Source organism: Rhizobium etli 8C-3 (genome assembly GCF_001908375.1).
GTDB lineage: Bacteria > Pseudomonadota > Alphaproteobacteria > Rhizobiales > Rhizobiaceae > Rhizobium > Rhizobium etli_B.
Map to the genome: position 1 here is coordinate 1,480,450 of NZ_CP017241.1, position 23,605 is coordinate 1,504,054.

Consider the following 23,605-nt stretch of genomic DNA (forward strand, 5'->3'; position numbering starts at 1 on the left):
GACACATGAGCGAAGCCCTCACTGAGCTTTCGTCCTATCTCTCGGAAGCGCGTGGCAGCCTGATTGCCGCGACGCAACTGAAATTCGGCGAACTGACACTGACGACGACGGGCGAAAACCTGATCGCGCTTCTGACGTTCCTGCGCGATGACGCCAAGTGCGGTTTCATCAATCTGACGGACGTCTGCGGCGTGGATTGGCCGCAGCGCGAAAAGCGTTTCGACGTTGTGTATCATCTTTTGTCGCCGAAGCAGAACTCGCGCATCCGCGTGAAGGTCGCGACCGACGAGGATACGCCGGTTCCTTCGGCCTGCGCGGTCTATCCCGGCGCCGACTGGTTCGAGCGCGAGGCCTGGGACATGTACGGCATTCTCTTCACCGGGCACCCGGATCTCCGCCGCATCCTGACCGATTACGGTTTCGAAGGACATCCACTTCGCAAGGACTTTCCGACGACCGGCTTCGTCGAAGTCCGTTATGACGATGCGGCAAAGCGGGTCGTTTACGAGCCGGTGGAACTGAAGCAGGAATTCCGCAACTTCGACTTCATGTCGCCTTGGGAGGGCACCGAGTACGTGCTGCCAGGCGATGAGAAGGCGAAGCAGTAGAAGCAAATAGCGAGCAGCGACCAGCTGGAAGGGGTGGCAGACGATAAACTTCTACAAGGATCTCAAGGTCTGGCAGTTGTCGATCGGCGGCAGACTGCTATCGAATGACCGGGGATTTTTCCAAGGAGGAGATTTACGGTCTGACGACCCAGATTTGTCCAGGTTCGTCGAAGGAATCGGAAACAAATATTCATTTCTCACCGCGTTGTTTTGCTCGGCGAGATTGAGTTCAGGCAGATGACCGAAAACTGCGACGAGATCAGAGGGATGTTCACGGCGCTGTTACGGAGTCTCCAGGAGAAACAATGAAACGGAACGAAACTTTTCGCTATTCGCCATCCGCCATTCGCCTAACCAGCGGCGCACTTGGCCTGGAGTTCGCAGCATGACCGAACATAACGTCCGCAACTTCAACATCAATTTCGGACCACAGCATCCGGCGGCGCACGGCGTTCTTCGTCTTGTCCTGGAGCTTGACGGCGAGATCGTGGAGCGCGTCGATCCGCATATCGGCCTGCTGCATCGCGGTACCGAGAAGTTGATCGAAACGAAGACTTACCTGCAGGCCGTTCCCTATTTCGACCGCCTCGACTATGTGGCGCCGATGAACCAGGAACATGCCTACGCGCTGGCCGTCGAAAAGCTGCTCGGCATCGAGATCCCGATTCGCGGTCAGCTGATCCGAGTCCTCTATTCGGAAATCGGCCGTATCCTGTCGCATCTCCTCAACGTCACGACCCAAGCCATGGACGTCGGCGCGCTGACGCCGCCGCTTTGGGGCTTCGAAGAGCGTGAAAAGCTGATGGTGTTTTATGAGCGCGCGTCCGGCTCGCGCATGCATGCGGCTTATTTTCGTCCAGGCGGCGTCCATCAGGATCTGCCGGAAAAACTCGTTCAGGATATCGGCGACTGGTGCGATCCGTTCCTGAAGGCGTTGGATGACATTGACGATCTTCTGACCGGCAACCGCATCTTCAAGCAACGCAACGTCGATATCGGCGTCGTATCGCTGGAAGATTGCTGGGCTTGGGGCTTCTCGGGCGTCATGGTCCGCGGTTCGGGCGCGGCCTGGGATCTTCGCCGCGCGCAGCCTTACGAGTGCTATTCCGATCTCGAGTTCGATATCCCGATCGGCAAGAACGGCGACTGTTATGACCGTTATCTGATCCGCATGATCGAAATGCGCGAATCGGTCCGCATCATGAAGCAGTGCGTAAACCGCCTGCTTGGCGATGCAAGCACTGGACCGTTCTCGTCGGTCGACGGCAAGGTCGTGCCGCCAAAGCGCGGCGAGATGAAGCGCTCCATGGAAGCTCTGATCCATCACTTCAAGCTCTATACCGAAGGCTACCACGTTCCCGCCGGCGAAGTTTATGCCGCCGTGGAGGCGCCGAAGGGCGAGTTCGGGGTCTATCTCGTCTCCGACGGCTCCAACAAGCCGTATCGCTGCAAGATCAAGGCTCCGGGCTATGCCCATCTTCAGGCGATGGATTTCATGTGCCGCGGCCACCAGTTGGCTGACGTCGCTGCCATTCTCGGCTCGCTCGACATCGTGTTCGGCGAGGTTGACCGCTGATGCAGCTTGCCGCGCTTTCAGCCGCCGTTTTCCTCATGGCATCCGGAGCGTTCGCTCAGGATAATCAGGGATTCGGCCAGAAGCTGGGCGCGCAGGATGTGGCGCCTCCGAGCGGCCAGGCCTCCATGGGCGAGCTATTGTCCAGGGGCTATGAAATCAAGGCTGCCGTTCCGAACGGCAACAAGTTCGTTGTGTTTATGCAGAAAGACCAGTCGGCCTATGCTTGCGAGATGCAGTCTCTGACCGCCTCGCGGTGTGGGACCCTAAACTGACAAGGCGTGAGGAAGAATGTCCGTTCGTCGACTAGCCGAAGATCAATTCCAGCCTGCCGCATTCGCCTTCAATGACGAAAACGCGGCTTGGGCGGACAAAACGATCAAGAAATATCCCGCAGGCCGTCAGCAGTCGGCGGTCATCCCGCTGTTGATGCGGGCGCAGGAACAGGACGGCTGGGTCACCCGCGCGGCGATCGAGAAAGTCGCCAACATGCTGGACATGGCCTATATCCGTGTCCTCGAAGTCGCGACCTTCTACACCCAGTTCCAGTTGGGTCCGGTCGGCACGCGTGCGCACGTCCAGGTCTGCGGCACGACGCCCTGCATGCTGCGCGGATCTGAGGGCCTGATGAAGGTCTGCAAGAGCAAGATCCACGATCATCCGTTCGAGCGCAATGCCGAAGGCACGCTCTCCTGGGAGGAGGTCGAATGTCTCGGGGCCTGTGTGAACGCACCGATGGTGATGATCGGCAAGGACACCTACGAAGACCTGACGCCGGAGCGCCTGGAAGAGATCATCGACACGTTCAATGCCGGCAATGGGGCGAGCATCAAGCCCGGGCCGCAGATCGACCGTCATTTTTCCTCGCCTGAAGGCGGTCCGACGACGCTTCTGGCGCCGGATCCCAAGCCGAAGGCTTCCGCAAGGAAGGCCATCAACGATGCCGTCAGTCTTCCGCCTTCCGAGGCCGGCCGTCCAAGGAGCGGGGACGCTGAAACCAATCCGGTGCTGAAGACGCCCCATACCGCGCCGAAGGCCGCGGCCAAGAATGTCAAGGCCGTCGAAGCTGCGCCGCTGCCTGCACCGGCCGAAAAGCCCGCAAAGGCAGCCGCTGCTCCAGCCGCCGGCAAGCCGGCGCTGACCGACAAGAACCGCCCGGTCGGCATCGAAAAGCCGGCAGCTGCGGACGATCTCAAGCTGATCTCGGGCGTCGATCCGAAGATCGAGGCCATTTTGAACGAACTCGGCATCTTCACCTACGCGCAGGTCGCAGGCTGGAAGAAGGCCGAACGCGAGTGGGTCGATGGATACTTGAACTTCAATGGCCGCATCGAGCGCGACGACTGGGCCAAGCAGGCCAAGGCGCTCGCCAAGGGCGGCGAAGCGGAATATATCAAGGTCTTTGGCAAGAAGCCGCGGTAAGAGGTGTGAACAATGTTACAAGATAAGGACCGCATCTTTACCAACATCTACGGCCTCAAGGACAAGTCCCTGAGAGGCGCGATGAGCCGCGGCCACTGGGACGGCACCAAGCAGATCCTCGAAAAGGGCCGCGACTGGATCGTCAACGAGATGAAGGCGTCCGGCCTTCGCGGCCGTGGCGGCGCAGGTTTTCCGACCGGTCTCAAATGGTCCTTCATGCCGAAGGAAAGCGATGGCCGGCCGCACTATCTCGTCGTCAATGCCGACGAGTCAGAGCCCGGCACCTGCAAGGACCGCGACATCATGCGCCACGATCCGCATACGCTGATCGAAGGCTGCGTGATTGCGAGTTTCGCCATGGGCGCCAACGCCGCCTACATCTATGTCCGCGGCGAATACATCCGTGAGCGCGAGGCGCTACAGGCGGCGATCGACGAATGCTATGATGCGGGCCTTCTCGGCAAGAACAACAAGCTCGGATGGGACATGGAAATCTATGTCCATCACGGCGCCGGCGCTTACATCTGCGGCGAAGAAACCGCACTGCTCGAAAGCCTTGAGGGCAAGAAGGGGCAGCCGCGCCTGAAGCCGCCGTTCCCGGCCAATATGGGTCTCTACGGCTGCCCGACGACTGTCAACAACGTCGAATCGATCGCCGTTGCCCCGACGATCCTTCGCCGCGGGGCCGGCTGGTTCTCCTCGATCGGCCGTCCGAACAATGTCGGCACCAAACTTTTCATGCTCTCCGGCCACGTCAACAAGCCGTGCACGGTCGAAGAGGAAATGGGCATCACCTTCCGCGAGCTTGTCGACCGTCACGCCGGTGGCATTCGCGGCGGCTGGGACAACCTGCTCGCCGTCATTCCGGGCGGCGCCTCGTGCCCGATCGTGCCCGCCAAGGACATCATCGACTGCCCGATGGATTTCGACGGCCTGCGCGCTGTCGGTTCGTCCTTTGGCACGGCCGCCGCGATCGTCATGGACAAGTCCACGGACGTCATCAAGGCGATCGCCCGCATCTCGGCTTTCTTCAAGCACGAAAGCTGCGGTCAGTGCACGCCGTGCCGCGAAGGCACTGGCTGGATGTGGCGCGTGATGGAGCGTATGGCCAAGGGCAATGCCCACAAGCGCGAGATAGACATGCTCTTCCAGGTCACCAAGCAGATCGAAGGCCACACCATCTGTGCGCTCGGCGATGCTGCCGCATGGCCGGTGCAGGGTCTGATCCGCAACTTTCGTCCGGAGATCGAAGCGCGCATCGATCAGTATACGGCGAGCGCTTTGGATCACGGTGCGGTTCTCGAGGCAGCGGAGTAGGAAGATGACGAAGGCATCTGGCAGCACAGGCAAGGATGGAGTGGCCGATTTCCAGGCGGACTTCGGCCGTCTTGCAGCCGAGATGGTGGAGCGGGCTCTGCCGATGCATCCCCTGATGGCCCCGCCTGTAGCGGCGATGGCTGCGGCAACTGCGATCGGCTTTGGTTTCTCGACGCAGCTTGCTGGCGCTTTCTTCGGCGCTCTGCAGGGTGTGTTTGAGGAGTCCAACAGGCTGGCGGAAGCGCTTGACGACACGCCGCCGGAAGAGCCAAAGCCGGAAGTGCGCGTCAAGCCGGAGAATATCCGGCCGGCAGTGGTTAAGAAGGCCAAGCTCTCGATTGTCGGCGAAACGGGATCAAAGCCTACTGAACCGAAGAAGCCGCCAGCACGTGCGAAGAAGGCAGACGACCTGAAACTGATCGCCGGCATCGGTCCGAAGCTCGAGCAGGTGCTGAATGCGAAGGGCATCCGGACCTTTGCCGAGATTGCCGGCTGGACGGATGCGGAAATCGCAAAGCTCGACGCCGAACTTGGTTTCAACGGCCGCATCGCACGCGACGATTGGACCGGACAGGCCAAGGCGCTTTCTGCCAAGGGCCGTAAGCGGACGTGATTTTTCGGCTGACCCAAGCAGCCGGAGGGGAATGGCGAAGTGGCAAGCGGGCAGGGGCCGGCGAACTGCGCGCCGATCGGGTTTCGGGCTCCCCGATTCCTGGAAGGACAATTTGGGCGACAACCGGTGCCTGCGGGGGCAAAATCCCGCCCGGCAGCGGTCGTGTTGCAAAATAGGTTTGTTTGCCGCCATCCGGCGAACGGGAAACAGGACTGAGTGACGATGGCAAAACTGAAGATAGACGGCAACGAGATCGAAGTTCCGGATCATTACACGCTCATCCAGGCGTGTGAGGAAGCCGGCGCTGAAGTTCCGCGCTTCTGCTTCCATGAGCGGCTGTCGGTCGCCGGCAACTGCCGTATGTGCCTTGTTGAGGTGAAGGGCGGTCCGCCGAAGCCGCAGGCATCCTGCGCTATGGGAGTTCGCGACATTCGCGGCGGCCCGAATGGCGAGCTCCCGGAAGTCTTCACCAACACGCCGATGGTCAAAAAGGCCCGCGAAGGCGTCATGGAATTCCTCCTGATCAATCATCCGCTCGATTGCCCGATCTGCGACCAGGGCGGCGAATGCGACCTGCAGGACCAGGCGATGGCCTTCGGAATCGACACGTCGCGCTATCAGGAAGACAAGCGCGCCGTCGAAGACAAGTATATCGGTCCGCTCGTAAAGACGGTCATGAACCGCTGCATCCACTGCACGCGCTGCGTCCGCTTCACGACGGAAGTCGCCGGCATCTCGGAACTCGGCCTGATCGGCCGCGGCGAGGACGCCGAAATCACCACCTATCTCGAGCAGGCGATGACCTCCGAGCTTCAGGGCAACGTCGTCGACCTTTGCCCGGTCGGCGCGCTGACCTCGAAACCCTTCGCCTTCACCGCCCGTCCGTGGGAGCTGAACAAGACGGAATCGATCGACGTCATGGACGCGCTCGGCTCCGCCATCCGCGTCGATACCCGCGGCCGCGAGGTCATGCGCATCCTGCCCCGGGTCAACGAGGCGATCAACGAGGAGTGGATATCCGACAAGAGCCGCTTCATCTGGGACGGGCTGAAGACGCAGCGTCTCGACAAACCCTATGTCCGCAAGGGTGGCCGCCTGCAGCCTGCGAGCTGGGCCGAAGCCTTCGGCGCGATCAGGGCTGCAGTTTCCAAGACGACGGGCGAAAAGATCGGTGCGATCGCCGGCGACCTCGCCTCGGTCGAGGAAATGTACGCGCTCCGTGAACTGGTGAAGTCGCTCGGTTCGGAGAACCTCGACTGTCGCCAGGATGGGACGGCACTCGATCCGTCGCTCGGCCGCGCAAGCTACCTCTTCAACCCGACGATCGAAGGCATCGAACGGGCTGATGCGCTGCTCATCATCGGCGCCAACCCGCGCTTCGAGGCTGCCGTGCTCAACGCCCGCATCCGCAAGCGCTGGCGCCGCGGCGGCTTTCCGATCGGCGTGATCGGCCAAGGCGGTGACCTGCGTTACGATTACGAATATATCGGTGCTGGAGGGGATACGCTGAAGGATCTGGTGGATGGCAACCATGCCTTCGCCAAGGTTCTGGCAGAGGCCAAGAAGCCGCTGATCATCATCGGCCAGGGCGCGCTTTCCCGCACGGATGGCGCGGGTGTCCTGGCAAGCGCTGCAAAGCTCGCCGTCAATGTCGGCGCCGTGGCCGAAGACTGGAACGGTTTTGCCGTCCTGCACACTGCCGCATCGCGTGTCGGCGGCCTCGATCTGGGCTTCGTGCCCGGCGCCAAGGGCGTCAACGCGGCTGCCATGCTGGCCTCCATGGACGTGCTTTTCCTGCTCGGCGCTGACGAACTGGACTTTAGCGCCAAGAAGGCCAAGCTCACGGTCTATATCGGCTCGCACGGCGACAGCGGCGCGCACCATGCCGACGTCATCCTGCCGGCTGCCGCCTATACTGAAAAGTCGGGCACTTGGGTCAACACCGAAGGCCGCGTCCAGATGGGCAGCCGCGCCGGTTTCGCACCGGGCGATGCCCGCGAAGACTGGGCGATCCTGCGTGCGCTTTCCGACGTCCTGGGCAAGAAGCTTCCCTTTGATTCGCTTGGCGAACTGCGCTCGAAACTCTATGCGGCGTTCCCCCATTTCGCCGCCGTCGACGAGATCGCCGTAGGCGACAGCGCCAAAATTGCCGCACTGGCCAAAAAAGCCGGGAAGATGAACAAATCCGGGTTTGCGTCACCGGTCAAAGACTTCTATTTGACGAACCCGATCGCACGCGCCTCGGCTGTCATGGCCGAATGCTCGGCATTGGCCCGCAACAACTTCAAAGTTGCGGCAGAGTAAGGGCAGGGACTATGGACTCTTTCTTTTCCACATATGTCTGGCCGGGGATCATCATGGTCGGCCAGTCGCTTCTCCTGCTGGTCTGCCTTCTGATCTTCATCGCCTACGTGCTGCTTGCCGACCGCAAGATCTGGGCGGCGGTGCAGCTTCGCCGCGGCCCGAACGTCGTCGGCCCCTTCGGCCTGTTCCAGTCCTTTGCCGACCTTTTGAAGTTCGTCTTTAAGGAGCCCATCATCCCGGCGGGCGCCAACAAGGTCGTCTTCCTGATCGCGCCGCTCGTCGCCGTGCTTCTGGCGCTGTCCACCTGGGCGGTCGTGCCGCTCGCAGACGGCTGGGTGATTGCCGACATCAATGTCGGCATTCTCTATATCTTCGCGATCGCCTCGCTCGAGGTTTACGGCATCATCATGGGCGGCTGGGCTTCAAATTCGAAGTATCCGTTTCTCGGCGCTCTTCGCTCTGCCGCACAGATGGTGTCCTACGAAGTCTCGATCGGCTTCGTCATCGTCAGCGTTTTACTTTGCGTCGGTTCGCTGAACCTGACCGACATCGTCAACGCGCAGCATGACGGCCTTGGAACGATGCTCGGCCTGCCGGCCTCCTTCCTCGATTGGCATTGGCTCGCGCTGTTTCCGATGTTCATCGTCTTCTTCGTTTCCGCGCTCGCCGAAACCAACCGGCCGCCCTTCGATCTTCCGGAAGCCGAATCGGAGCTGGTCGCCGGCTTCATGGTCGAGTACGGCTCCTCGCCGTACATGATGTTCATGCTTGGCGAATACGCGGCCGTCTGCCTGATGTGCGCGCTGACGACGATCCTCTTCCTCGGCGGCTGGCTGCCCCCGGTCGACGTTTGGTTCCTGAACTGGGTACCGGGTATCATCTGGTTCACGCTGAAGGCCTGCCTGGTGTTCTTCATGTTCGCGATGGTCAAGGCCTTCGTGCCGCGCTACCGCTACGACCAGCTGATGCGCCTCGGCTGGAAGGTTTTCCTTCCGCTGTCGCTTGCCATGGTGGTCATCGTTGCATTCGTGCTGAAGCTGATGGGATGGGCATGATGACGTTCCCCCGCGTTTTCAGCAATTTTGGAGGTTGAAGATGGCAAGCTTGTCCAACGCCGTCAGCTCGCTGTTCCTCAAGGAATTCGTTGGCGCATTCTTCTTGTCGATGCGCTATTTCTTTCGCCAGAAGGCGACGATCAACTACCCCTTCGAAAAGGGTCCTGTCAGCCCGCGCTTCCGCGGCGAACATGCGCTGCGCCGCTATCCGAACGGCGAAGAGCGCTGCATCGCCTGCAAGCTCTGCGAGGCGATCTGTCCCGCTCAGGCGATCACCATTGAAGCTGGACCGCGCCGCAATGACGGCACGCGCCGCACGGTGCGCTACGACATCGACATGGTGAAGTGCATCTATTGCGGCTTCTGCCAGGAGGCTTGCCCGGTCGACGCGATCGTCGAAGGCCCGAATTTCGAATTCGCCACGGAAACCCGCGAAGAGCTTTATTTCGACAAGCAGCGGCTTTTGGACAATGGCGACCGGTGGGAACGCGAGATTGCCCGCAACATGGCAATCGACGCACCGTACCGCTGATTGGATTTGAAATGCCGCTGGGCAGGCACTCGCCTCCCCGCGGTCAACATGCACCGGAGCTTGCGGGCTTGACGTCACGCCAGGCTCCATTCGGGCAGGGAAACTCCCGGCTGCCCGGGGGAAGATGAAAAAGGCACCAACATGGGTCTGCAGGCTCTATTTTTCTATCTTTTCGCCTTTGTCGCGGTAGCGTCGGCGTTCATGGTCATCTCGGCGAAGAATCCGGTTCATTCGGTTCTTTTCCTCATCGTGACCTTCTTCAATGCCGCAGGCCTCTTCCTGCTGCTCGGCGCCGAGTTCTTGGCGATGATCCTGCTCGTTGTCTATGTCGGCGCAGTCGCGGTCCTCTTCCTCTTCGTGGTCATGATGCTCGACATCGACTTCACGGAGCTGCGAGCGGGCGTTCTCGAATACGCTCCGATCGGCGGTCTGATCGGTCTGGTTCTTGCCGCCGAGCTCATCGTCGTTGTCGGCGGCAGCGTGATCTCTCCGGAAGTCGCAAAGACCGTTGCGATGCCGATCCCGGCCATTACCGAGCGCACGAATACCGCCGCCCTCGGCGACGTGCTCTATACGAATTACGTCTATTTCTTCCAGATCGCCGGCCTGGTGCTTCTTGTCGCGATGATCGGAGCGATCGTGCTGACGCTCAGGCACCGTACCAATATCAAGCGGCAGAATATTCCGAGGCAGGTTGCCCGCACGCCCGCAACTGCCGTCGAGGTGGTCACGGTCAAGCCGGGGCAGGGCCTCTAAAGGCAGGGACAAGGAACAAAGAACATGGTCATCGGTCTTTCCCATTACCTGACGGTTAGCGCCATCCTCTTCACGATCGGCATTTTCGGCATCTTCCTCAACCGGAAGAACGTCATCGTCATCTTGATGTCGGTCGAACTCATCCTGCTTGCGGTCAACATCAACATGGTCGCCTTCTCGTCGTTCCTGAACGACATCGTCGGCCAGGTCTTTGCACTGTTCATTCTGACCGTTGCTGCGGCTGAGGCAGCAATCGGTCTTGCAATTCTCGTTGTCTTCTACCGCAACCGCGGCTCGATCGCGGTCGAAGACGTTAATATGATGAAGGGCTGAGTGGCTCATGTTCCTCTATAAGGCTATCGTCTTTCTTCCCTTGATCGGCGCAATCATCGCCGGCCTCTTCGGCCGTGCGATCGGCGCCAAGGCATCGGAATACGTCACCTGCGGCCTGATGATCCTCGCTGCCGTCCTGTCCTGGTACGTCTTCGTCACCGTCGGGATGGGGCATCTGGAAGGCGGGCCGATCAAGGTCGAGGTCCTGCGCTGGATCCAGTCGGGCGGCATCGACGTCTCCTGGTCGCTGCGCGTCGACACGCTCACCTCCGTCATGCTGATCGTGGTCAATACGGTCTCGACGCTGGTGCATATCTACTCGATCGGATATATGCACCACGATCCGCATCGTCCGCGCTTCTTCGCCTATCTCTCGCTGTTCACTTTCGCCATGCTGATGCTGGTGACCTCCGACAACCTCGCCCAGATGTTCTTCGGCTGGGAGGGCGTGGGTCTGGCTTCGTATCTGCTCATCGGCTTCTGGTACAAGAAGCCTTCTGCAAACGCGGCCGCAATCAAGGCCTTCGTGGTCAACCGCGTCGGCGACTTCGGCTTCGTGCTCGGTATTGCCGGCATCTTCGTTCTATTCGGTTCGATCAACCTCGACACGATCTTCGCCAATGCCTCGAGCTTTGCGCCGCATGAAGGTGCCGGAGCCGCAGGTGAAGTTGTTCTTAACCTCTTCGGCATGCAGCTCGACAAGGCGCATGCGCTGACCGGCATTTGCCTGTTGCTCTTCATGGGCGCGATGGGCAAGTCCGCTCAATTCCTGCTGCACACCTGGCTGCCGGACGCTATGGAAGGTCCGACTCCGGTTTCGGCACTCATCCACGCCGCGACCATGGTCACCGCTGGCGTCTTCCTCGTTGCGCGCATGTCGCCCCTCTTCGAATTGTCGCCCGATGCACTGGTCTTCGTCACCATGATCGGCGCGATCACCGCCTTCTTCGCGGCGACCGTCGGTCTCGTGCAGAACGACATAAAACGGGTCATCGCCTATTCGACCTGCTCACAGCTCGGCTACATGTTCGTGGCCCTCGGCGTGGGAGCTTACGGCGCGGCGATCTTCCACCTCTTCACACACGCCTTCTTCAAGGCGCTGCTCTTCCTCGGCGCCGGCTCGGTGATCCATGCCGTCGACGGCGAGCAGGACATGCGTTACATGGGCGGCCTTCGTACGCACATTCCGGTCACGTTCTGGATGATGACGATCGGCACGCTGGCCCTGACCGGTGTCGGCATTCCGTTCACGCCGGTCGGTTTCGCCGGCTTCTTCTCGAAGGACGTGATCATTGAAGCGACCTATGCCTCGCATTCGCCGGTTGCAGGCTTTGCCTTCACGCTTCTGGTGATTGCGGCCCTGTTCACGAGCTTCTATTCCTGGCGTCTTGCCTTCCTCACCTTCTTTGGAACGCCACGTGCCTCGCACGAGGTGATGCACCACGTTCATGAATCGCCGCAGGTGATGCTGGTGCCCCTCTATCTTCTGGCGGTCGGCGCGGTTTTTGCGGGTATCCTGTTCGAGGGCTATTTCTACGGCCACCACTATGCCGATTTCTGGAAGGGCGCGCTCTTCACCGGCGCCGAGAACGAATTGCTCGAAGAATTCCACCACGTGCCGGCCTGGGTGGCACTGAGCCCGTTCATCGCCATGCTCGTCGGCTTCGTGACGGCTTGGTACATGTATATCAAGTCGCCCTCGACCCCGCGCGTTCTTGCGCAGCAGCACCGCGTGCTCTACCAGTTCCTGCTCAACAAGTGGTACTTCGACGAGCTTTACGATTTCCTCTTCGTCCGTTCCGCCAAGGCGCTCGGCCGCTTCCTGTGGAAGAAGGGTGATATCGGCGTCATCGACGCTTACGGGCCGAACGGCGTTGCCGCCCGCGTCGTCGACGTCACCAATCGCGTCGTGCGCCTGCAGACCGGTTACCTCTATCACTATGCCTTCGCGATGCTGATCGGCATTGCCGCACTCGTTACCTGGATGATGCTCGGGAGTTCCTTCTGATGACCGATTGGCCTATTCTTTCAACGGTCACCTTCCTGCCGCTCGTGGGCGTGGTGCTTCTGCTGCTGATGAGCGAAAACGGCCCGAGCGGCAGGCGCAACGTGCTCAACATCTCGTTGATCACGACCATCGTCACGTTCATCGTTTCGCTGTTCATCTGGATCGGTTTCGACAATGCGAATCCGGGCTTCCAGATGGTCGAGAAGCATGGCTGGCTCGGCACGGGCATCGGCTATCATGTGGGCGTCGACGGCATCTCGATGCTGTTCGTCATCCTGACGACGGTCCTCATGCCGTTCTGCATCCTGGCGAGCTGGCTTTCCATCGAAAAGCGGCTGAAGGAATACATGATCGCCTTCCTCATCCTTGAAGTGATGATGGTCGGTGTCTTCGTGTCGCTCGATATCGTGCTCTTTTACGTCTTCTTCGAAGCGGGCCTCATTCCGATGTTCCTCATCATCGGCGTCTGGGGTGGCAGGGACCGCGTTTATGCAAGCTACAAGTTCTTCCTTTACACGCTGCTCGGTTCGGTACTGATGCTGCTCGCCATCATGGCGATGTACTGGCAGGCCGGCACGACGGATATTTCCGCGCTGCTCGCCTACAAGTTCCCGCCTGCCATGCAGACCTGGCTGTGGCTTGCCTTCTTCGCCTCCTTTGCGGTGAAGATGCCGATGTGGCCGGTTCACACCTGGCTGCCGGATGCGCACGTCCAGGCACCGACAGCCGGATCCGTCATCCTGGCAGGCGTACTGCTGAAGCTCGGCGGTTACGGCCTCATCCGCTTCTCGCTGGGCATGTTCCCGGTCGCATCCGATTTCTTCGCGCCGCTGGTCTTCGCCCTGTCGGTGATCGCCATCATCTACACCTCGCTGGTCGCGATGATGCAGGACGACATCAAGAAGCTGATCGCCTACTCGTCGGTTGCCCACATGGGCTACGTCACCATGGGGGTCTTTGCTGCGAACATGCAGGGTGTGCAGGGCTCGATCTTCCAGATGCTGTCGCACGGTATCGTTTCGGGCGCGCTCTTCCTTTGCGTCGGCGTCGTCTACGACCGCACCCATACCCGCGAGATCGTGGCCTATGGCGGCCTAGTCAACAACATGCCGAAATACGCCGTCGCCTTCATGGTCTTCACCATGGCGAATGTCGGTCTTCCGGGCACCTCGGGCTTCATCGGCGAATTCCTGACGCTGATCGGCGTCTTCCGCGTCAATACCTGGGTAGCGCTGTTTGCGGCAACCGGCGTGATCCTGTCGGCAGCCTACGCTTTGTGGCTCTATCGCCGCGTGATCTTCGGCGCGCTGGAAAAGGAAAAGCTGAAGGCGCTTCTCGATCTTTCGCCGCGCGAGCAACTGATCCTCTATCCGTTGGTGGCGCTGACGATCTTCTTCGGCGTTTATCCGGCACCGGTCTTCGATGCAACGGCCGCCTCCGTGGATATGCTGGTGAACAACTATACGGCTGCCGTAAACGCTGCGCACGACGTTGCGCTGTCGATGAATTGATGACGGGACTTTTTGGACATGACCGCTGAAACCATTCTCGCAAGCCTGCATCTTTCCGCGCCGGAGATCATCCTCGCGGTCGGTGCCCTTGTCCTGCTCATGATCGGCGTCTTTGCGGGCGAGCGATCGGGCCGTATGGTGAGCGTTCTGGCGCTGATCTTGTTTGCGGCCTCTGCGCTGTGGCTGATCTTCGTGCCGGGCGATGGCCTCGCTTACGGCGGCGTCTACCAGGCGGACGGTTTCTCCCGCTTCATGAAGATCACCGCGCTCGTCGGCTCCTTCGCGGCGCTCTTCATGTCGATCGGTCTTGCCAGGGAAAATCAGCTCGACAAGTTCGAGTTCCCGGTCCTGCTCGTGCTCTGCACCCTGGGCATCTTGCTGATGATCTCGGCAAACGACCTGATCGCGCTCTATCTCGGCCTCGAGTTGCAGTCGCTGGCGATCTATGTCGTGGCGGCGATCAACCGGGAGAACCTGAAGTCCACCGAAGCGGGACTCAAGTATTTCGTTCTCGGCGCGCTTTCCTCGGGCTTGCTGCTTTACGGCATGTCGTTGGTCTACGGCTTCACCGGCCATACGCATTTCGACGATATCGCCCAGGCGCTTTCGGCTGAAGGTGCCCGCTCCCTCGGCCTCGTCTTCGGCCTGGTCTTCATCCTCGCAGGCATCGCCTTCAAGATCTCGGCAGTCCCCTTCCACATGTGGACGCCGGACGTTTACGAAGGTGCGCCGACCCCGGTCACCGCCTTCCTGGCGAGCGCGCCGAAGGTTGCGGCCATGGCGATGATGACGCGCATCGTCATCACCGCCTTCCAGCCGGTCATTGCCGACTGGCAGCAGGTCGTGGTCTTCATCTCGATTGCCTCGATGGTGCTCGGTTCCTTCGCCGCCATCGGGCAGCGGAACATCAAGCGCCTGATGGCCTATTCCTCGATCGGTCACATGGGCTATGCGCTCGTCGGGCTTGCCGCGGGCAACCAGACCGGCGTAACGGGCGTGATGCTCTACATGGTCATCTATATGGTCATGACGCTCGGCTCCTTCGCGATCATCATGTCGATGCGCCGCAAGGACGGCACGGTCGTCGAAGCTGTCGACGATCTCGCCGGTCTTTCCAGCACGAATCCCTTCATGGCGACGGTGCTGACGATCCTGATGTTTTCGCTCGCCGGCATTCCGCCGCTTGCAGGCTTCTTCGCGAAGTACTTCGTCTTTGTCGCTGCCATCGAAGCCAGGCTCTATGGGCTCGCCATCATCGGCGTTCTCGCGTCGGTCGTCGGAGCTTACTATTATCTGCGTGTCATCAAGCTGATGTGGTTCGACGAAGCGACGGATGAGTTTGCCCGCGTTTCCGGTCCGCTTCGTCTCGTCTTCGGGCTTTGCGGCCTGTTCGTTCTTGCCTATGTCGTCATCGGTGGCCCGATCGGCGGTGCGGCAGAACTCGCGGCTGCGACGCTGTTTTGATGAGTCCCCTGCGGCGCCGGATATCGCTCGGCGATTTCCGGCACGAGGCGCTGTCGGAAACTTCCTCCACCAACAGCGAATGCCTTGCCCGAGCCAGGGCAGGGGACGATGGTTTCCTGTGGGTGACTGCGGAGAAGCAGACCAGTGGCCGCGGCCGCCGCGGCCGCGCCTGGGCTTCGGAACGCGGCAATCTTTACGCTTCCCTTCTCCTGATCGATCCGGCGCCGATGGAGCGCCTTTCGTCGCTTCCGCTGGCAATCGCGGTTGCCGTGCATCAGGCAATCCGCATGGTTCTGCCGCCAGGCGCAGCACCCCTCGAGGTGAAGTGGCCGAACGACATCCTGATCGGCCGCAGGAAGACCTGCGGTATCCTCGTCGAGGGCGAAAAGCTTGCAGATGAACGCCATGCTCTGGTGATCGGGATCGGCATCAACGTCTCCCTCATGCCCGACAATCCGCTCTACCCGGTGACCTGTCTGCGCCAGGAAGGAAGCACCGCCGCCCCCGAGGAACTCTTTGCCCATCTTTTTGCTTCGATGGCAGAGGTGCTCGACATTTGGAACGAAGGGCGCGGCGTTCGCGAGATCACTGCCCGGTGGCGGGATGTCGCCTGCGGCATCGGCGAGAAGATCACGGTCAATCTGCCGGACCGCTCGATTTCCGGACAATTCGCCGGGATTGATGATAATGGCTTGTTGATGCTCGAAACCGGCACGGGCAAGATGATGCAGATTGCCGCCGGGGATGTATTTCTTGGATAGTGGAGCTTATGGCTAAGCAGGACGAACTGGTATTTCTGCCTCTGGGCGGTGTCGGCGAGATCGGCATGAATCTCGCGCTGTACGGCTACGGCCCGGCCGATCGCCGCCAGTGGATCATGGTCGATTGCGGCGTCACCTTCCCGGGTCCGGATCTTCCCGGTGTCGATCTGGTGCTGCCCGACATCCGCTTTCTCGCTGCAGAGCGCAAGAACCTCAAGGCGATCATCATCACGCATGCGCACGAGGATCACTACGGTGCACTGGCCGACCTCTGGCCGGGCCTGAATGTTCCCGTCTACGGCTCGCCCTTCACCGCGGGCCTGCTGGAAGCCAAGCGCAATTTCGAGAAGGATGCGATCGGCGAGGTGCCGGTGACGATCTTCAAGGCAGGCGATACGATCAATGCCGGGCCCTTCAGTATCGAAGGGGTGGCTGTCAATCACTCGATCCCCGAGCCGATGTCGCTGATGATCCGCACGCCGCTCGGCAATGTGATCCACACCGGCGACTGGAAGATCGACCACGAGCCGTCGCTCGGACCGCTGACGGACGAAATGCGCTTCCGCCAGCTTGGCGACGAGGGCGTCTTAGCGCTGATGTGTGACTCCACCAATGCGCTGCGCGACGGCGTTTCGCCGTCCGAAAAGGACGTTTCGGAAAGCCTGAGCAGGATCATCGAGAATGCCGAAGGCCGCGTGGCAGTCACCAGCTTCTCCTCGAACGTCGGCCGTATCCGCACCATTGCCGAGGCCGCTGAAGCTGCAGGCCGCGAAGTCTTGCTGCTTGGAAGCTCGCTGAAGCGCGTCGTCGATGTCTCGCGCGAGATAGGGCTGATGGAAGGCGTCAAACCCTTTATCTCCGAGGACGAATATGGCTATATCCCGCGCGACAAGGTCGTGGTCATCCTGACCGGGAGCCAGGGCGAGCCGCGTGCGGCGCTTGCCAAACTGTCGCGCGACGAGATGCGCAACGTCGCACTCGCCGCCGGCGACATTGTCGTCTTCTCCTCCCGCGCCATCCCAGGCAACGAGAAGGCGATCCAGGATATCAAGAACGGTCTCACCGAGCAGGGTGTGCACGTCATCACAGACAACGAGGCGCTGGTTCACGTGTCCGGTCATCCGCGACGCAACGAGCTGCAGAAGATGTACGAGTTGACCCGCCCGAAGATCGTCGTGCCCGTGCACGGCGAGGCGACCCATCTGACAGCCCACAAGGAACTGGCCGAACAATCGGGCATCGGCATCGTGCCGCGCGTGCGCAACGGCGATATTCTGCGGCTTGCGCCCGGTCCGGTCGAGGTCATCGATGAGGCGCCGCACGGACGCATCTACAAGGACGGCATGCTCATCGGCGATTTCGACGAGATGGGTATTGGCGAGCGCAAGAAGCTGTCCTATGTCGGCCATGTCGCGGTCAGCCTCGTCATCGACAGCCGGTACGACATCGTCGGCGATCCCGATCTCGTGGCCATCGGTCTGCCGGTGTATGATGACGAGGGCGACGAGATGGAAGACACGCTCTTCGACGCCGTCGTCGGCGCTATCGAGAGCATCCCGCGCGCCCGCCGCAAGGACCTCGACATGATGCAGGAAGCGGTGCGCCGCGCAGTCCGGGCTGCGGCGAACCAGACCTGGGGCAAAAAGCCGATAGTCACGGCGTTCATCACAAAGGTCTGATCGATGCTCGGCCGCGTCAACCACATCGCCATTGCAGTCCCCGAGCTTGCCGCAGCAACGGCAGGCTACCGCGACACGCTGGGTGCCAGGGTCTCGCAGCCGCAGGCTTTACCTGAACACGGCGTCACCGTCGTCTTTGTCGAATTGCCAAACACCAAGGTCGAACTGCTGGAGCCCCTCGGCGAAAATTCGCCGATCGCCGCCTTCCTCGAAAAGAACCCTTCCGGCGGCATGCATCACATCTGCTACGAGGTGTCGGACATCCTTGCGGCGCGCGATCAACTCGCAAGATCGGGTGCGAGGGTCCTTGGCAGCGGCGAACCGAAGACCGGCGCCCATGGCAAGCCGGTGCTGTTCCTGCATCCGAAGGACTTCTTCGGCACCCTGATCGAGCTGGAACAGGTCTGAGGCAGGCTGCGGCAGACTGACCCGACTGCGGGATGCGTCGGTATACGGGATTTGAGCTAACCACCATTCCGCTCTATAAGTGCGTCTGCTTTAATGTTTGCAACGGCGTCTCGGGACACAGAAATGCTGCAGATTTTTCTACAGGGCTTTGCCGTCTACTTCATCGTCTGGTGGATCACGCTTTTCGCCGTGCTGCCGATTGGCCTGCGCACGCAGGCGGAGGACAATGACGTGGTTCTCGGCACAGTTCCGAGCGCGCCGACGCGTTTTCGGGCGCTCTTCATCTTCTCACTGACGACCCTCGTTTCCGCTGTCGTCTATGGCGCCTGGTATGTCTCCTCGACCTATTTCGGCTGGGGTTTCGACGCCCTGCCGCAGATCGGCCCGAGCTTTCGATAGGAATGGAGCTTTTGCTCAATCTTTGAGCATATGTAATAATTCGCAGAATTCCGGAGCTACAGACGGACCTCGTGGGAAGGCACGGGTGAACTGACGCAACGGCACGATACTTGCCGTAAGGTAAGGCGAATGGTGTCTTTGTGGGCGCGGGGAGTGGAAAAACCAAAAAAAAACAAGGCTGAAAGCCTTGTTTTTAAGTATCGCGTGATCTGTAACCGTTGCCGGGGCTGCGACGAGCGCGCCTAAGATCTGATCCTCCCAAGACTTGACCGCGAATTCGACAGGAATTTAATCTCCCTGCCTGTTTTGTGAGCTAAAGCTAGCTCAAAGATTAAGCTTTGTCATCAGCTTTTTTTGCATTTTTGCTACACTTGAGAAAAAAATACCTGTTGACAAGATTTTGATCCAAACCTTTAGAAATGCCCGCTTTTTTTCGCATAGGCATTTTTCGGCCGCAAACTTGCGTCTACGATAGGCGGCTCGCGCGCCACGCGGGTTTCTTTCCGGCCGCGAAGCGGTTATGAACGCTCCCGATATCAACGATCGCCGTCGATTCCGCATGAGAGCGGAATCCCAACTGCTCTGGAATCCGTCATGCGTCTGTCCCGCTATTTCATGCCCATCCTCAAGGAAAACCCCAAGGAGGCGGAAATCGTCTCCCACCGACTGATGCTGCGCGCCGGCATGATCCGCCAGCAGTCGCAGGGCATTTATTCCTGGCTGCCGCTCGGCAAGCGCGTTCTCGACAAGGTGAACTCCATCATTCGCGAGGAGCAGAATCGTAGCGGCGCGATCGAGCTTTCCATGCCGACGCTGCAGTCGGCCGAACTCTGGCAGGAGAGCGGGCGCTACGATGCCTATGGCAAGGAGATGCTGCGTATCAAGGACCGCCAGGACCGGCCGATGCTCTATGGACCGACGAATGAGGAGATGGTGACGGATATCTTCCGTTCCTACGTCAAGTCCTACAAGAACCTGCCGCTGAACCTCTATCATATCCAGCTGAAGTTCCGCGACGAGATCCGCCCGCGTTTCGGCACCATGCGCTCGCGTGAGTTCATGATGAAGGATGCCTATTCATTCGATCTGACGCGTGAAGGCGCCGAGCACTCTTACAAGAAGATGTTCACGGCCTACCTGCGCACCTTCGACCGCCTGGGCCTGCGTGCCATTCCCATGCGCGCCGACACCGGTCCGATCGGGGGCGATCTCAGCCATGAATTCATCATTCTCGCTGAGACCGGCGAATCCGAAGTGTACAGCCACAAGGATTTCGTCAATTTCGATATCCCGCCGGCCGATACCGATTTCGACGATGCCGCCGGCCTGAATGCCATTTTCGACAAGTGGACCTCTGTTTACGCAGCCACCTCGGAGATGCACGACGAAGCAGCGTTCAAAGCCATCCCGGAGACCGAGCGTCTTTCGGCGCGCGGCATCGAAGTCGGCCACATCTTTTATTTCGGTACAAAATATTCCGAGCCGATGGGCGCCAAGGTGCAGGGTCCAGATGGCAAGGAACATACTGTCCACATGGGCTCCTACGGTATCGGGCCGACACGCCTTGTTCCCGCCATCATCGAAGCATCGCATGACGACAACGGAATCATCTGGCCGGCTTCTGTTGCGCCGTTCGATGCGATCGTGATCAACATGAAGGCGGGCGATGCCGCTTGCGACACGGCTTGCGAGAAGATTTATGCGGCGCTTTCCAAGGCCGGCAAGGACGTTCTCTATGACGATACCGATGATCGCGCCGGCACGAAATTCGCCACCGCCGACCTGATTGGCATACCCATGCAGATCATCGCCGGCCCGCGCGCGGTCGCGAACGGCGAGGTGGAAATCAAGGACCGCAAGACCGGTGCCCGCGAAACGATGACGATCGACGCGGCAATCAACAAGCTCTTGGCGTAAGGCCGAACGGAGGCGAAATGGCAGATGCGGCGGTGGACCAGCGGGGTTCGAAATCCGGCTTCGGTCCGGCGGTCAGGCCATTTTCCGCTTTCGAACGGCTTGTAGCGTGGCGTTATCTGCGCGCCCGCCGCAAGGAGGCCTTCATCTCGGTCATCGCCGGCTTTTCCTTCGTCGGCATCATGCTGGGCGTCGCGACGCTGATCATCGTCATGGCGGTCATGAACGGTTTCCGCACCGAGCTGATCTCGCGCATCCTCGGCATCAACGGCCATATGATCGTGCAGCCGGTTGACGGACCTTTCACGGATTATGCGGCATTGACCGACAGGTTTTCGGCGGTGCCCGGCATCAGGATGGCGCTGCCGTTGGTCGAGGGCCAGACGCTGGCGTCGGGCCAGGCCGGTGCTGGAACCGGTGCCCTGGTGCGCGGCATCCGCGCCGACGATCTGACCAAGCTCAAGACGGTTTCCGACAACATCAAATCGGGAGACCTTGTCGGATTCGCTTCGGGGCAGGGCGTTCTTGTCGGTTCGCGCATGGCGGAGCAGCTCGGTCTGCAGGCCGGCGATACCATCACGCTCATTTCACCGGAAGGCGACGTGACGCCGATGGGCATCAATCCGCGCGTCAAATCCTACACGGTCTCCGGCATCTTCGAGATCGGGATGTCGGAATATGACGCGGCGATCATCTATATGCCGCTTGAAGAGGCGCAGCTCTATTTCAATGCCGAGGGCCTCGTTCAGTCGATCGAGCTCTTCGCCAACAACCCCGACGATATCGACAATCTCCGTCCAAAGGTGGAGGAAGCGGCAGGCCGTCAGATCGCTATCACTGATTGGCGACAGCGCAACCAGACCTTCTTCTCCGCCCTGCAGGTGGAGCGCAATGTGATGTTCATGATCTTGACGCTGATCGTTCTGGTCGCGGCGCTGAACATCATTTCCGGCCTGATCATGCTGGTGAAGGACAAGGGCAGCGATATCGCCATCTTGCGCACCATGGGAGCGACCTCCGGCGCCATCATGCGCATCTTCTTCATGACCGGTGCTGCGATCGGCATCGTCGGCACTATTGCCGGCGTGCTGCTCGGCGTCGTCGTCTGCATCAACATCGAATCGATCCGGCAGTTCTTCTCCTGGGTCACGGGCACCGTGCTCTTCAATCCGCAACTCTATTTCCTCAGTCAGCTGCCGGCCGAGATGAGTCTCGGTGAGACGGTCTCTGTCGTCGTCATGGCGCTGGCGCTGTCTTTTCTCGCGACCATTTTCCCCGCCTGGCGGGCCTCGCGGCTCGATCCGGTGCAGGCGCTCCGCTACGAATAAGGAATGCTGATTTCAATGAAACGGAACGTCGTTCTCAAGCTTTCGGGGGTCGAGCGTCACTATGGCCAGGGCGATACCGTGCTCACCATTCTGAAGGGGGCAGATTTTACCCTTCACAGCGGCGAGATCGTCGCGTTGGTCGCTCCTTCGGGCACCGGCAAGTCGACACTGCTGCATGTCGCGGGCCTCCTTGAGCACCCAGACGGCGGCGAAGTCATTGTCAATGGTCAAGTCTGCGAAGGGCTGAGCGACGACAAGCGCACCGCAATCCGCCGCAGCGAGATTGGCTTCGTCTACCAGTTCCACCATCTGCTCCCGGAGTTTACGGCCCTCGAGAACATCATGATGCCGCAGATGATCGCCGGACTGCCGCGAAAGGAGGCCGGCGAACGTGCAAAGCAGCTGCTCGACTACATGCGTATTGGCCATCGCGCCAGCCATCGTCCCGGCGAGCTTTCGGGCGGCGAGCAGCAGCGGGTCGCGATTGCGCGCGCAGTTGCCAATGCGCCGACCGTGCTTCTGGCCGACGAGCCGACCGGGAACCTCGATCCCGAGACCGCAAGCTACGTGTTCGATGCGCTGGAGGCGCTCGTCCGCCAGTCAGGACTTGCAGCGCTGATCGCCACTCATAACCACGAGCTCGCCGGCCGCATGGACCGTCGCGTGACGATCAGCGACGGTAGGGTTGTCGAGTTCTGATCAGCAGCGGACGAGGCCGCCTCGGTAGTCCAGCTCGTAAGCTCTCCGCTCTTCAACGATGATGATTTCCCGTCCGCTGAAGTGATCGCAATCGCCAATGCTGTGGTCGGCATAAAAGCCGAAGGGATGCTCGAATTCCATGCCGCCCAGGAAGCGCCCGTATTCGGCATACATAGTCGAAAGCGCCGCTTTGATGACGGCGCCTGCCTTGTCCCCATCGATCAGGGCCGGCTCGACGATGCGGCCGAAATAGTTCATTACCCAGACCGGCTCGCCGCCCAGCCAAACGACTTCTTGACCGGCAAAATCCGTTCCGCCGAAATAGCTGTCGAGATAGCGCCAGTCTTCGCGCTCGTAGCCTATGTCGTGCGATCCGCTGCGGCAGCCGCCCAATTTTTTCCCGCCGCCGACATAGGTATTGGCCTTCGCTTCGACGATGAAGTGGTTCAATGCAGCAAGATTCATGGCTTTCGGCCTCCCGCGCTGAAGCTCTCTGAAAAACGTATGGCTGTAAAGAACAAAATGAGAACTTGCGACGAATGACCGCAATTCGACCGACCGCTTCACCGATCGCGTGGTGCTCGTTCTACTGGAACTTGCCGGCAGGAGAACCGTCGGCATTGTCGGCAGCCGATGCCGCTTAGAAACGAGGCGATGACGTTAATTCTCGTGCCGCCCCGCCGTTAACCATGCGGAAACGATTCCTGTTGACAACGGAACAATAGCGGAACAAATTGGAAACATAACGAGTAAAGGAGAGCCAGATGACTGACATGATCCGTGATATCGCAGCATTCACCTCCATTGCGATGTTCGTTGCCAGCTTTTCATTGATCCTCATGGCAATGTAATTTTTCAGGGGACCGCATCGCATTCTTGCGGTCCCCACAAGGGGCTGCTTCTGGACATCGCTTTCATCAA

The 23,605-nt window shown here is 60.2% G+C and carries 22 protein-coding genes; 21 read left to right on the forward strand and 1 reads right to left on the reverse strand.

Annotated elements, in window-relative coordinates:
- The first annotated feature begins 5 nt into the window (after positions 1 to 5).
- The 21 genes from AM571_RS07525 to AM571_RS07625 all read left to right on the forward strand — a co-directional run bounded on the left by AM571_RS07525 (position 6) and on the right by AM571_RS07625 (position 22,684).
- A complete protein-coding gene (locus tag AM571_RS07525) occupies positions 6 to 608 on the forward strand; it encodes an NADH-quinone oxidoreductase subunit C (RefSeq protein WP_074060881.1) in 603 nt (200 codons plus the stop codon).
- A gap of 385 nt (positions 609 to 993) precedes the next feature.
- Positions 994 to 2,184: an NADH-quinone oxidoreductase subunit D gene (locus tag AM571_RS07530; protein ID WP_022714819.1), complete on the forward strand. Its 1,191-nt coding sequence runs from the start codon at positions 994 to 996 to the stop codon at positions 2,182 to 2,184.
- Complete coding sequence (locus AM571_RS07535) at positions 2,184 to 2,456, forward strand: hypothetical protein (protein ID WP_074060882.1); 273 nt, start codon at positions 2,184 to 2,186, stop codon at positions 2,454 to 2,456. Before AM571_RS07530 ends, AM571_RS07535 begins: the two co-directional genes overlap by 1 nt.
- A 16-nt stretch (positions 2,457 to 2,472) precedes the next feature.
- A complete protein-coding gene (locus AM571_RS07540) occupies positions 2,473 to 3,603 on the forward strand; it encodes an NADH-quinone oxidoreductase subunit E (RefSeq protein WP_074060883.1) in 1,131 nt (376 codons plus the stop codon).
- A gap of 12 nt (positions 3,604 to 3,615) precedes the next feature.
- Entirely contained in the window at positions 3,616 to 4,920 is a 1,305-nt protein-coding gene (gene nuoF / locus AM571_RS07545; RefSeq protein WP_074060884.1) for an NADH-quinone oxidoreductase subunit NuoF, read from the forward strand.
- 4 nt (positions 4,921 to 4,924) lie between these two features.
- Positions 4,925 to 5,533, forward strand: a complete 609-nt coding sequence (locus AM571_RS07550; RefSeq protein WP_074060885.1) for a 5' DNA nuclease — start codon at positions 4,925 to 4,927, stop codon at positions 5,531 to 5,533.
- A 222-nt stretch (positions 5,534 to 5,755) separates the two neighbouring features.
- Positions 5,756 to 7,837 carry an NADH-quinone oxidoreductase subunit NuoG gene (nuoG, locus tag AM571_RS07555; RefSeq protein WP_074060886.1) on the forward strand — a complete coding sequence of 694 codons (2,082 nt, stop codon included), beginning with the start codon at positions 5,756 to 5,758 and terminating at the stop codon, positions 7,835 to 7,837.
- Positions 7,838 to 7,848: 11 nt separating this feature from the next.
- On the forward strand, positions 7,849 to 8,892 hold the full coding sequence (nuoH, locus tag AM571_RS07560) for an NADH-quinone oxidoreductase subunit NuoH (RefSeq protein ID WP_039844561.1): 1,044 nt from the start codon (positions 7,849 to 7,851) through the stop codon (positions 8,890 to 8,892).
- A gap of 40 nt (positions 8,893 to 8,932) precedes the next feature.
- On the forward strand, positions 8,933 to 9,424 hold the full coding sequence (nuoI, locus tag AM571_RS07565; protein ID WP_028739580.1) for an NADH-quinone oxidoreductase subunit NuoI: 492 nt from the start codon (positions 8,933 to 8,935) through the stop codon (positions 9,422 to 9,424).
- Between the two features lie 141 nt (positions 9,425 to 9,565).
- Positions 9,566 to 10,180 (forward strand): NADH-quinone oxidoreductase subunit J, encoded by a 615-nt coding sequence (locus tag AM571_RS07570; RefSeq protein WP_022714827.1) that lies wholly within the window; start codon positions 9,566 to 9,568, stop codon positions 10,178 to 10,180.
- 24 nt (positions 10,181 to 10,204) lie between these two features.
- Positions 10,205 to 10,513, forward strand: coding sequence for an NADH-quinone oxidoreductase subunit NuoK (nuoK, locus tag AM571_RS07575; RefSeq protein WP_074060887.1), 309 nt, complete (start codon positions 10,205 to 10,207; stop codon positions 10,511 to 10,513).
- Positions 10,514 to 10,520: 7 nt separating this feature from the next.
- Positions 10,521 to 12,521 carry an NADH-quinone oxidoreductase subunit L gene (nuoL, locus tag AM571_RS07580; protein ID WP_074060888.1) on the forward strand — a complete coding sequence of 667 codons (2,001 nt, stop codon included), beginning with the start codon at positions 10,521 to 10,523 and terminating at the stop codon, positions 12,519 to 12,521.
- Complete coding sequence (locus tag AM571_RS07585) at positions 12,521 to 14,032, forward strand: NADH-quinone oxidoreductase subunit M (RefSeq protein ID WP_074060889.1); 1,512 nt, start codon at positions 12,521 to 12,523, stop codon at positions 14,030 to 14,032. Before nuoL ends, AM571_RS07585 begins: the two co-directional genes overlap by 1 nt.
- A gap of 18 nt (positions 14,033 to 14,050) precedes the next feature.
- Positions 14,051 to 15,496: an NADH-quinone oxidoreductase subunit NuoN gene (gene nuoN / locus AM571_RS07590; protein ID WP_074060890.1), complete on the forward strand. Its 1,446-nt coding sequence runs from the start codon at positions 14,051 to 14,053 to the stop codon at positions 15,494 to 15,496.
- Positions 15,493 to 16,257, forward strand: a complete 765-nt coding sequence (locus AM571_RS07595) for a biotin--[acetyl-CoA-carboxylase] ligase (protein WP_074060891.1) — start codon at positions 15,493 to 15,495, stop codon at positions 16,255 to 16,257. Before nuoN ends, AM571_RS07595 begins: the two co-directional genes overlap by 4 nt.
- A gap of 8 nt (positions 16,258 to 16,265) precedes the next feature.
- Positions 16,266 to 17,936, forward strand: a complete 1,671-nt coding sequence (locus AM571_RS07600; protein WP_074060892.1) for a ribonuclease J — start codon at positions 16,266 to 16,268, stop codon at positions 17,934 to 17,936.
- A gap of 3 nt (positions 17,937 to 17,939) precedes the next feature.
- On the forward strand, positions 17,940 to 18,344 hold the full coding sequence (gene mce, locus AM571_RS07605) for a methylmalonyl-CoA epimerase (RefSeq protein WP_074060893.1): 405 nt from the start codon (positions 17,940 to 17,942) through the stop codon (positions 18,342 to 18,344).
- A 123-nt stretch (positions 18,345 to 18,467) separates the two neighbouring features.
- Positions 18,468 to 18,743, forward strand: coding sequence for a DUF1467 family protein (locus AM571_RS07610; protein WP_074060894.1), 276 nt, complete (start codon positions 18,468 to 18,470; stop codon positions 18,741 to 18,743).
- 594 nt (positions 18,744 to 19,337) lie between these two features.
- Positions 19,338 to 20,660: a proline--tRNA ligase gene (proS, locus tag AM571_RS07615; protein ID WP_074060895.1), complete on the forward strand. Its 1,323-nt coding sequence runs from the start codon at positions 19,338 to 19,340 to the stop codon at positions 20,658 to 20,660.
- 17 nt (positions 20,661 to 20,677) lie between these two features.
- Positions 20,678 to 21,985, forward strand: a complete 1,308-nt coding sequence (locus tag AM571_RS07620) for a lipoprotein-releasing ABC transporter permease subunit (protein WP_074060896.1) — start codon at positions 20,678 to 20,680, stop codon at positions 21,983 to 21,985.
- 15 nt (positions 21,986 to 22,000) lie between these two features.
- Positions 22,001 to 22,684, forward strand: coding sequence for an ABC transporter ATP-binding protein (locus AM571_RS07625; RefSeq protein WP_074063122.1), 684 nt, complete (start codon positions 22,001 to 22,003; stop codon positions 22,682 to 22,684).
- Here the strand turns inward: AM571_RS07625 and AM571_RS07630 are convergent, their stop codons facing one another.
- A complete protein-coding gene (locus AM571_RS07630; protein WP_074060897.1) occupies positions 22,685 to 23,149 on the reverse strand; it encodes a DUF5680 domain-containing protein in 465 nt (154 codons plus the stop codon). It abuts the gene before it with no gap.
- Positions 23,150 to 23,605: the final 456 nt, after the last annotated feature.

Coding starts and splice junctions, on each gene's coding strand:
- nuoF (WP_074060884.1), top strand. CDS start 3,616: ATGTTACAAGATAAGGACCGCATCTTTACCAACATCTACGGCCTCAAG.
- mce (WP_074060893.1), top strand. CDS start 17,940: ATGCTCGGCCGCGTCAACCACATCGCCATTGCAGTCCCCGAGCTTGCC.
- AM571_RS07620 (WP_074060896.1), top strand. CDS start 20,678: ATGGCAGATGCGGCGGTGGACCAGCGGGGTTCGAAATCCGGCTTCGGT.
- nuoK (WP_074060887.1), top strand. CDS start 10,205: ATGGTCATCGGTCTTTCCCATTACCTGACGGTTAGCGCCATCCTCTTC.
- AM571_RS07610 (WP_074060894.1), top strand. CDS start 18,468: ATGCTGCAGATTTTTCTACAGGGCTTTGCCGTCTACTTCATCGTCTGG.
- AM571_RS07540 (WP_074060883.1), top strand. CDS start 2,473: ATGTCCGTTCGTCGACTAGCCGAAGATCAATTCCAGCCTGCCGCATTC.
- nuoG (WP_074060886.1), top strand. CDS start 5,756: ATGGCAAAACTGAAGATAGACGGCAACGAGATCGAAGTTCCGGATCAT.
- nuoL (WP_074060888.1), top strand. CDS start 10,521: ATGTTCCTCTATAAGGCTATCGTCTTTCTTCCCTTGATCGGCGCAATC.
- AM571_RS07630 (WP_074060897.1), bottom strand. CDS start 23,149: ATGAATCTTGCTGCATTGAACCACTTCATCGTCGAAGCGAAGGCCAAT.
- AM571_RS07600 (WP_074060892.1), top strand. CDS start 16,266: ATGGCTAAGCAGGACGAACTGGTATTTCTGCCTCTGGGCGGTGTCGGC.
- AM571_RS07625 (WP_074063122.1), top strand. CDS start 22,001: ATGAAACGGAACGTCGTTCTCAAGCTTTCGGGGGTCGAGCGTCACTAT.
- AM571_RS07550 (WP_074060885.1), top strand. CDS start 4,925: ATGACGAAGGCATCTGGCAGCACAGGCAAGGATGGAGTGGCCGATTTC.
- proS (WP_074060895.1), top strand. CDS start 19,338: ATGCGTCTGTCCCGCTATTTCATGCCCATCCTCAAGGAAAACCCCAAG.
- nuoN (WP_074060890.1), top strand. CDS start 14,051: ATGACCGCTGAAACCATTCTCGCAAGCCTGCATCTTTCCGCGCCGGAG.
- AM571_RS07535 (WP_074060882.1), top strand. CDS start 2,184: ATGCAGCTTGCCGCGCTTTCAGCCGCCGTTTTCCTCATGGCATCCGGA.
- AM571_RS07585 (WP_074060889.1), top strand. CDS start 12,521: ATGACCGATTGGCCTATTCTTTCAACGGTCACCTTCCTGCCGCTCGTG.
- AM571_RS07530 (WP_022714819.1), top strand. CDS start 994: ATGACCGAACATAACGTCCGCAACTTCAACATCAATTTCGGACCACAG.
- nuoH (WP_039844561.1), top strand. CDS start 7,849: ATGGACTCTTTCTTTTCCACATATGTCTGGCCGGGGATCATCATGGTC.
- nuoI (WP_028739580.1), top strand. CDS start 8,933: ATGGCAAGCTTGTCCAACGCCGTCAGCTCGCTGTTCCTCAAGGAATTC.
- AM571_RS07570 (WP_022714827.1), top strand. CDS start 9,566: ATGGGTCTGCAGGCTCTATTTTTCTATCTTTTCGCCTTTGTCGCGGTA.
- AM571_RS07525 (WP_074060881.1), top strand. CDS start 6: ATGAGCGAAGCCCTCACTGAGCTTTCGTCCTATCTCTCGGAAGCGCGT.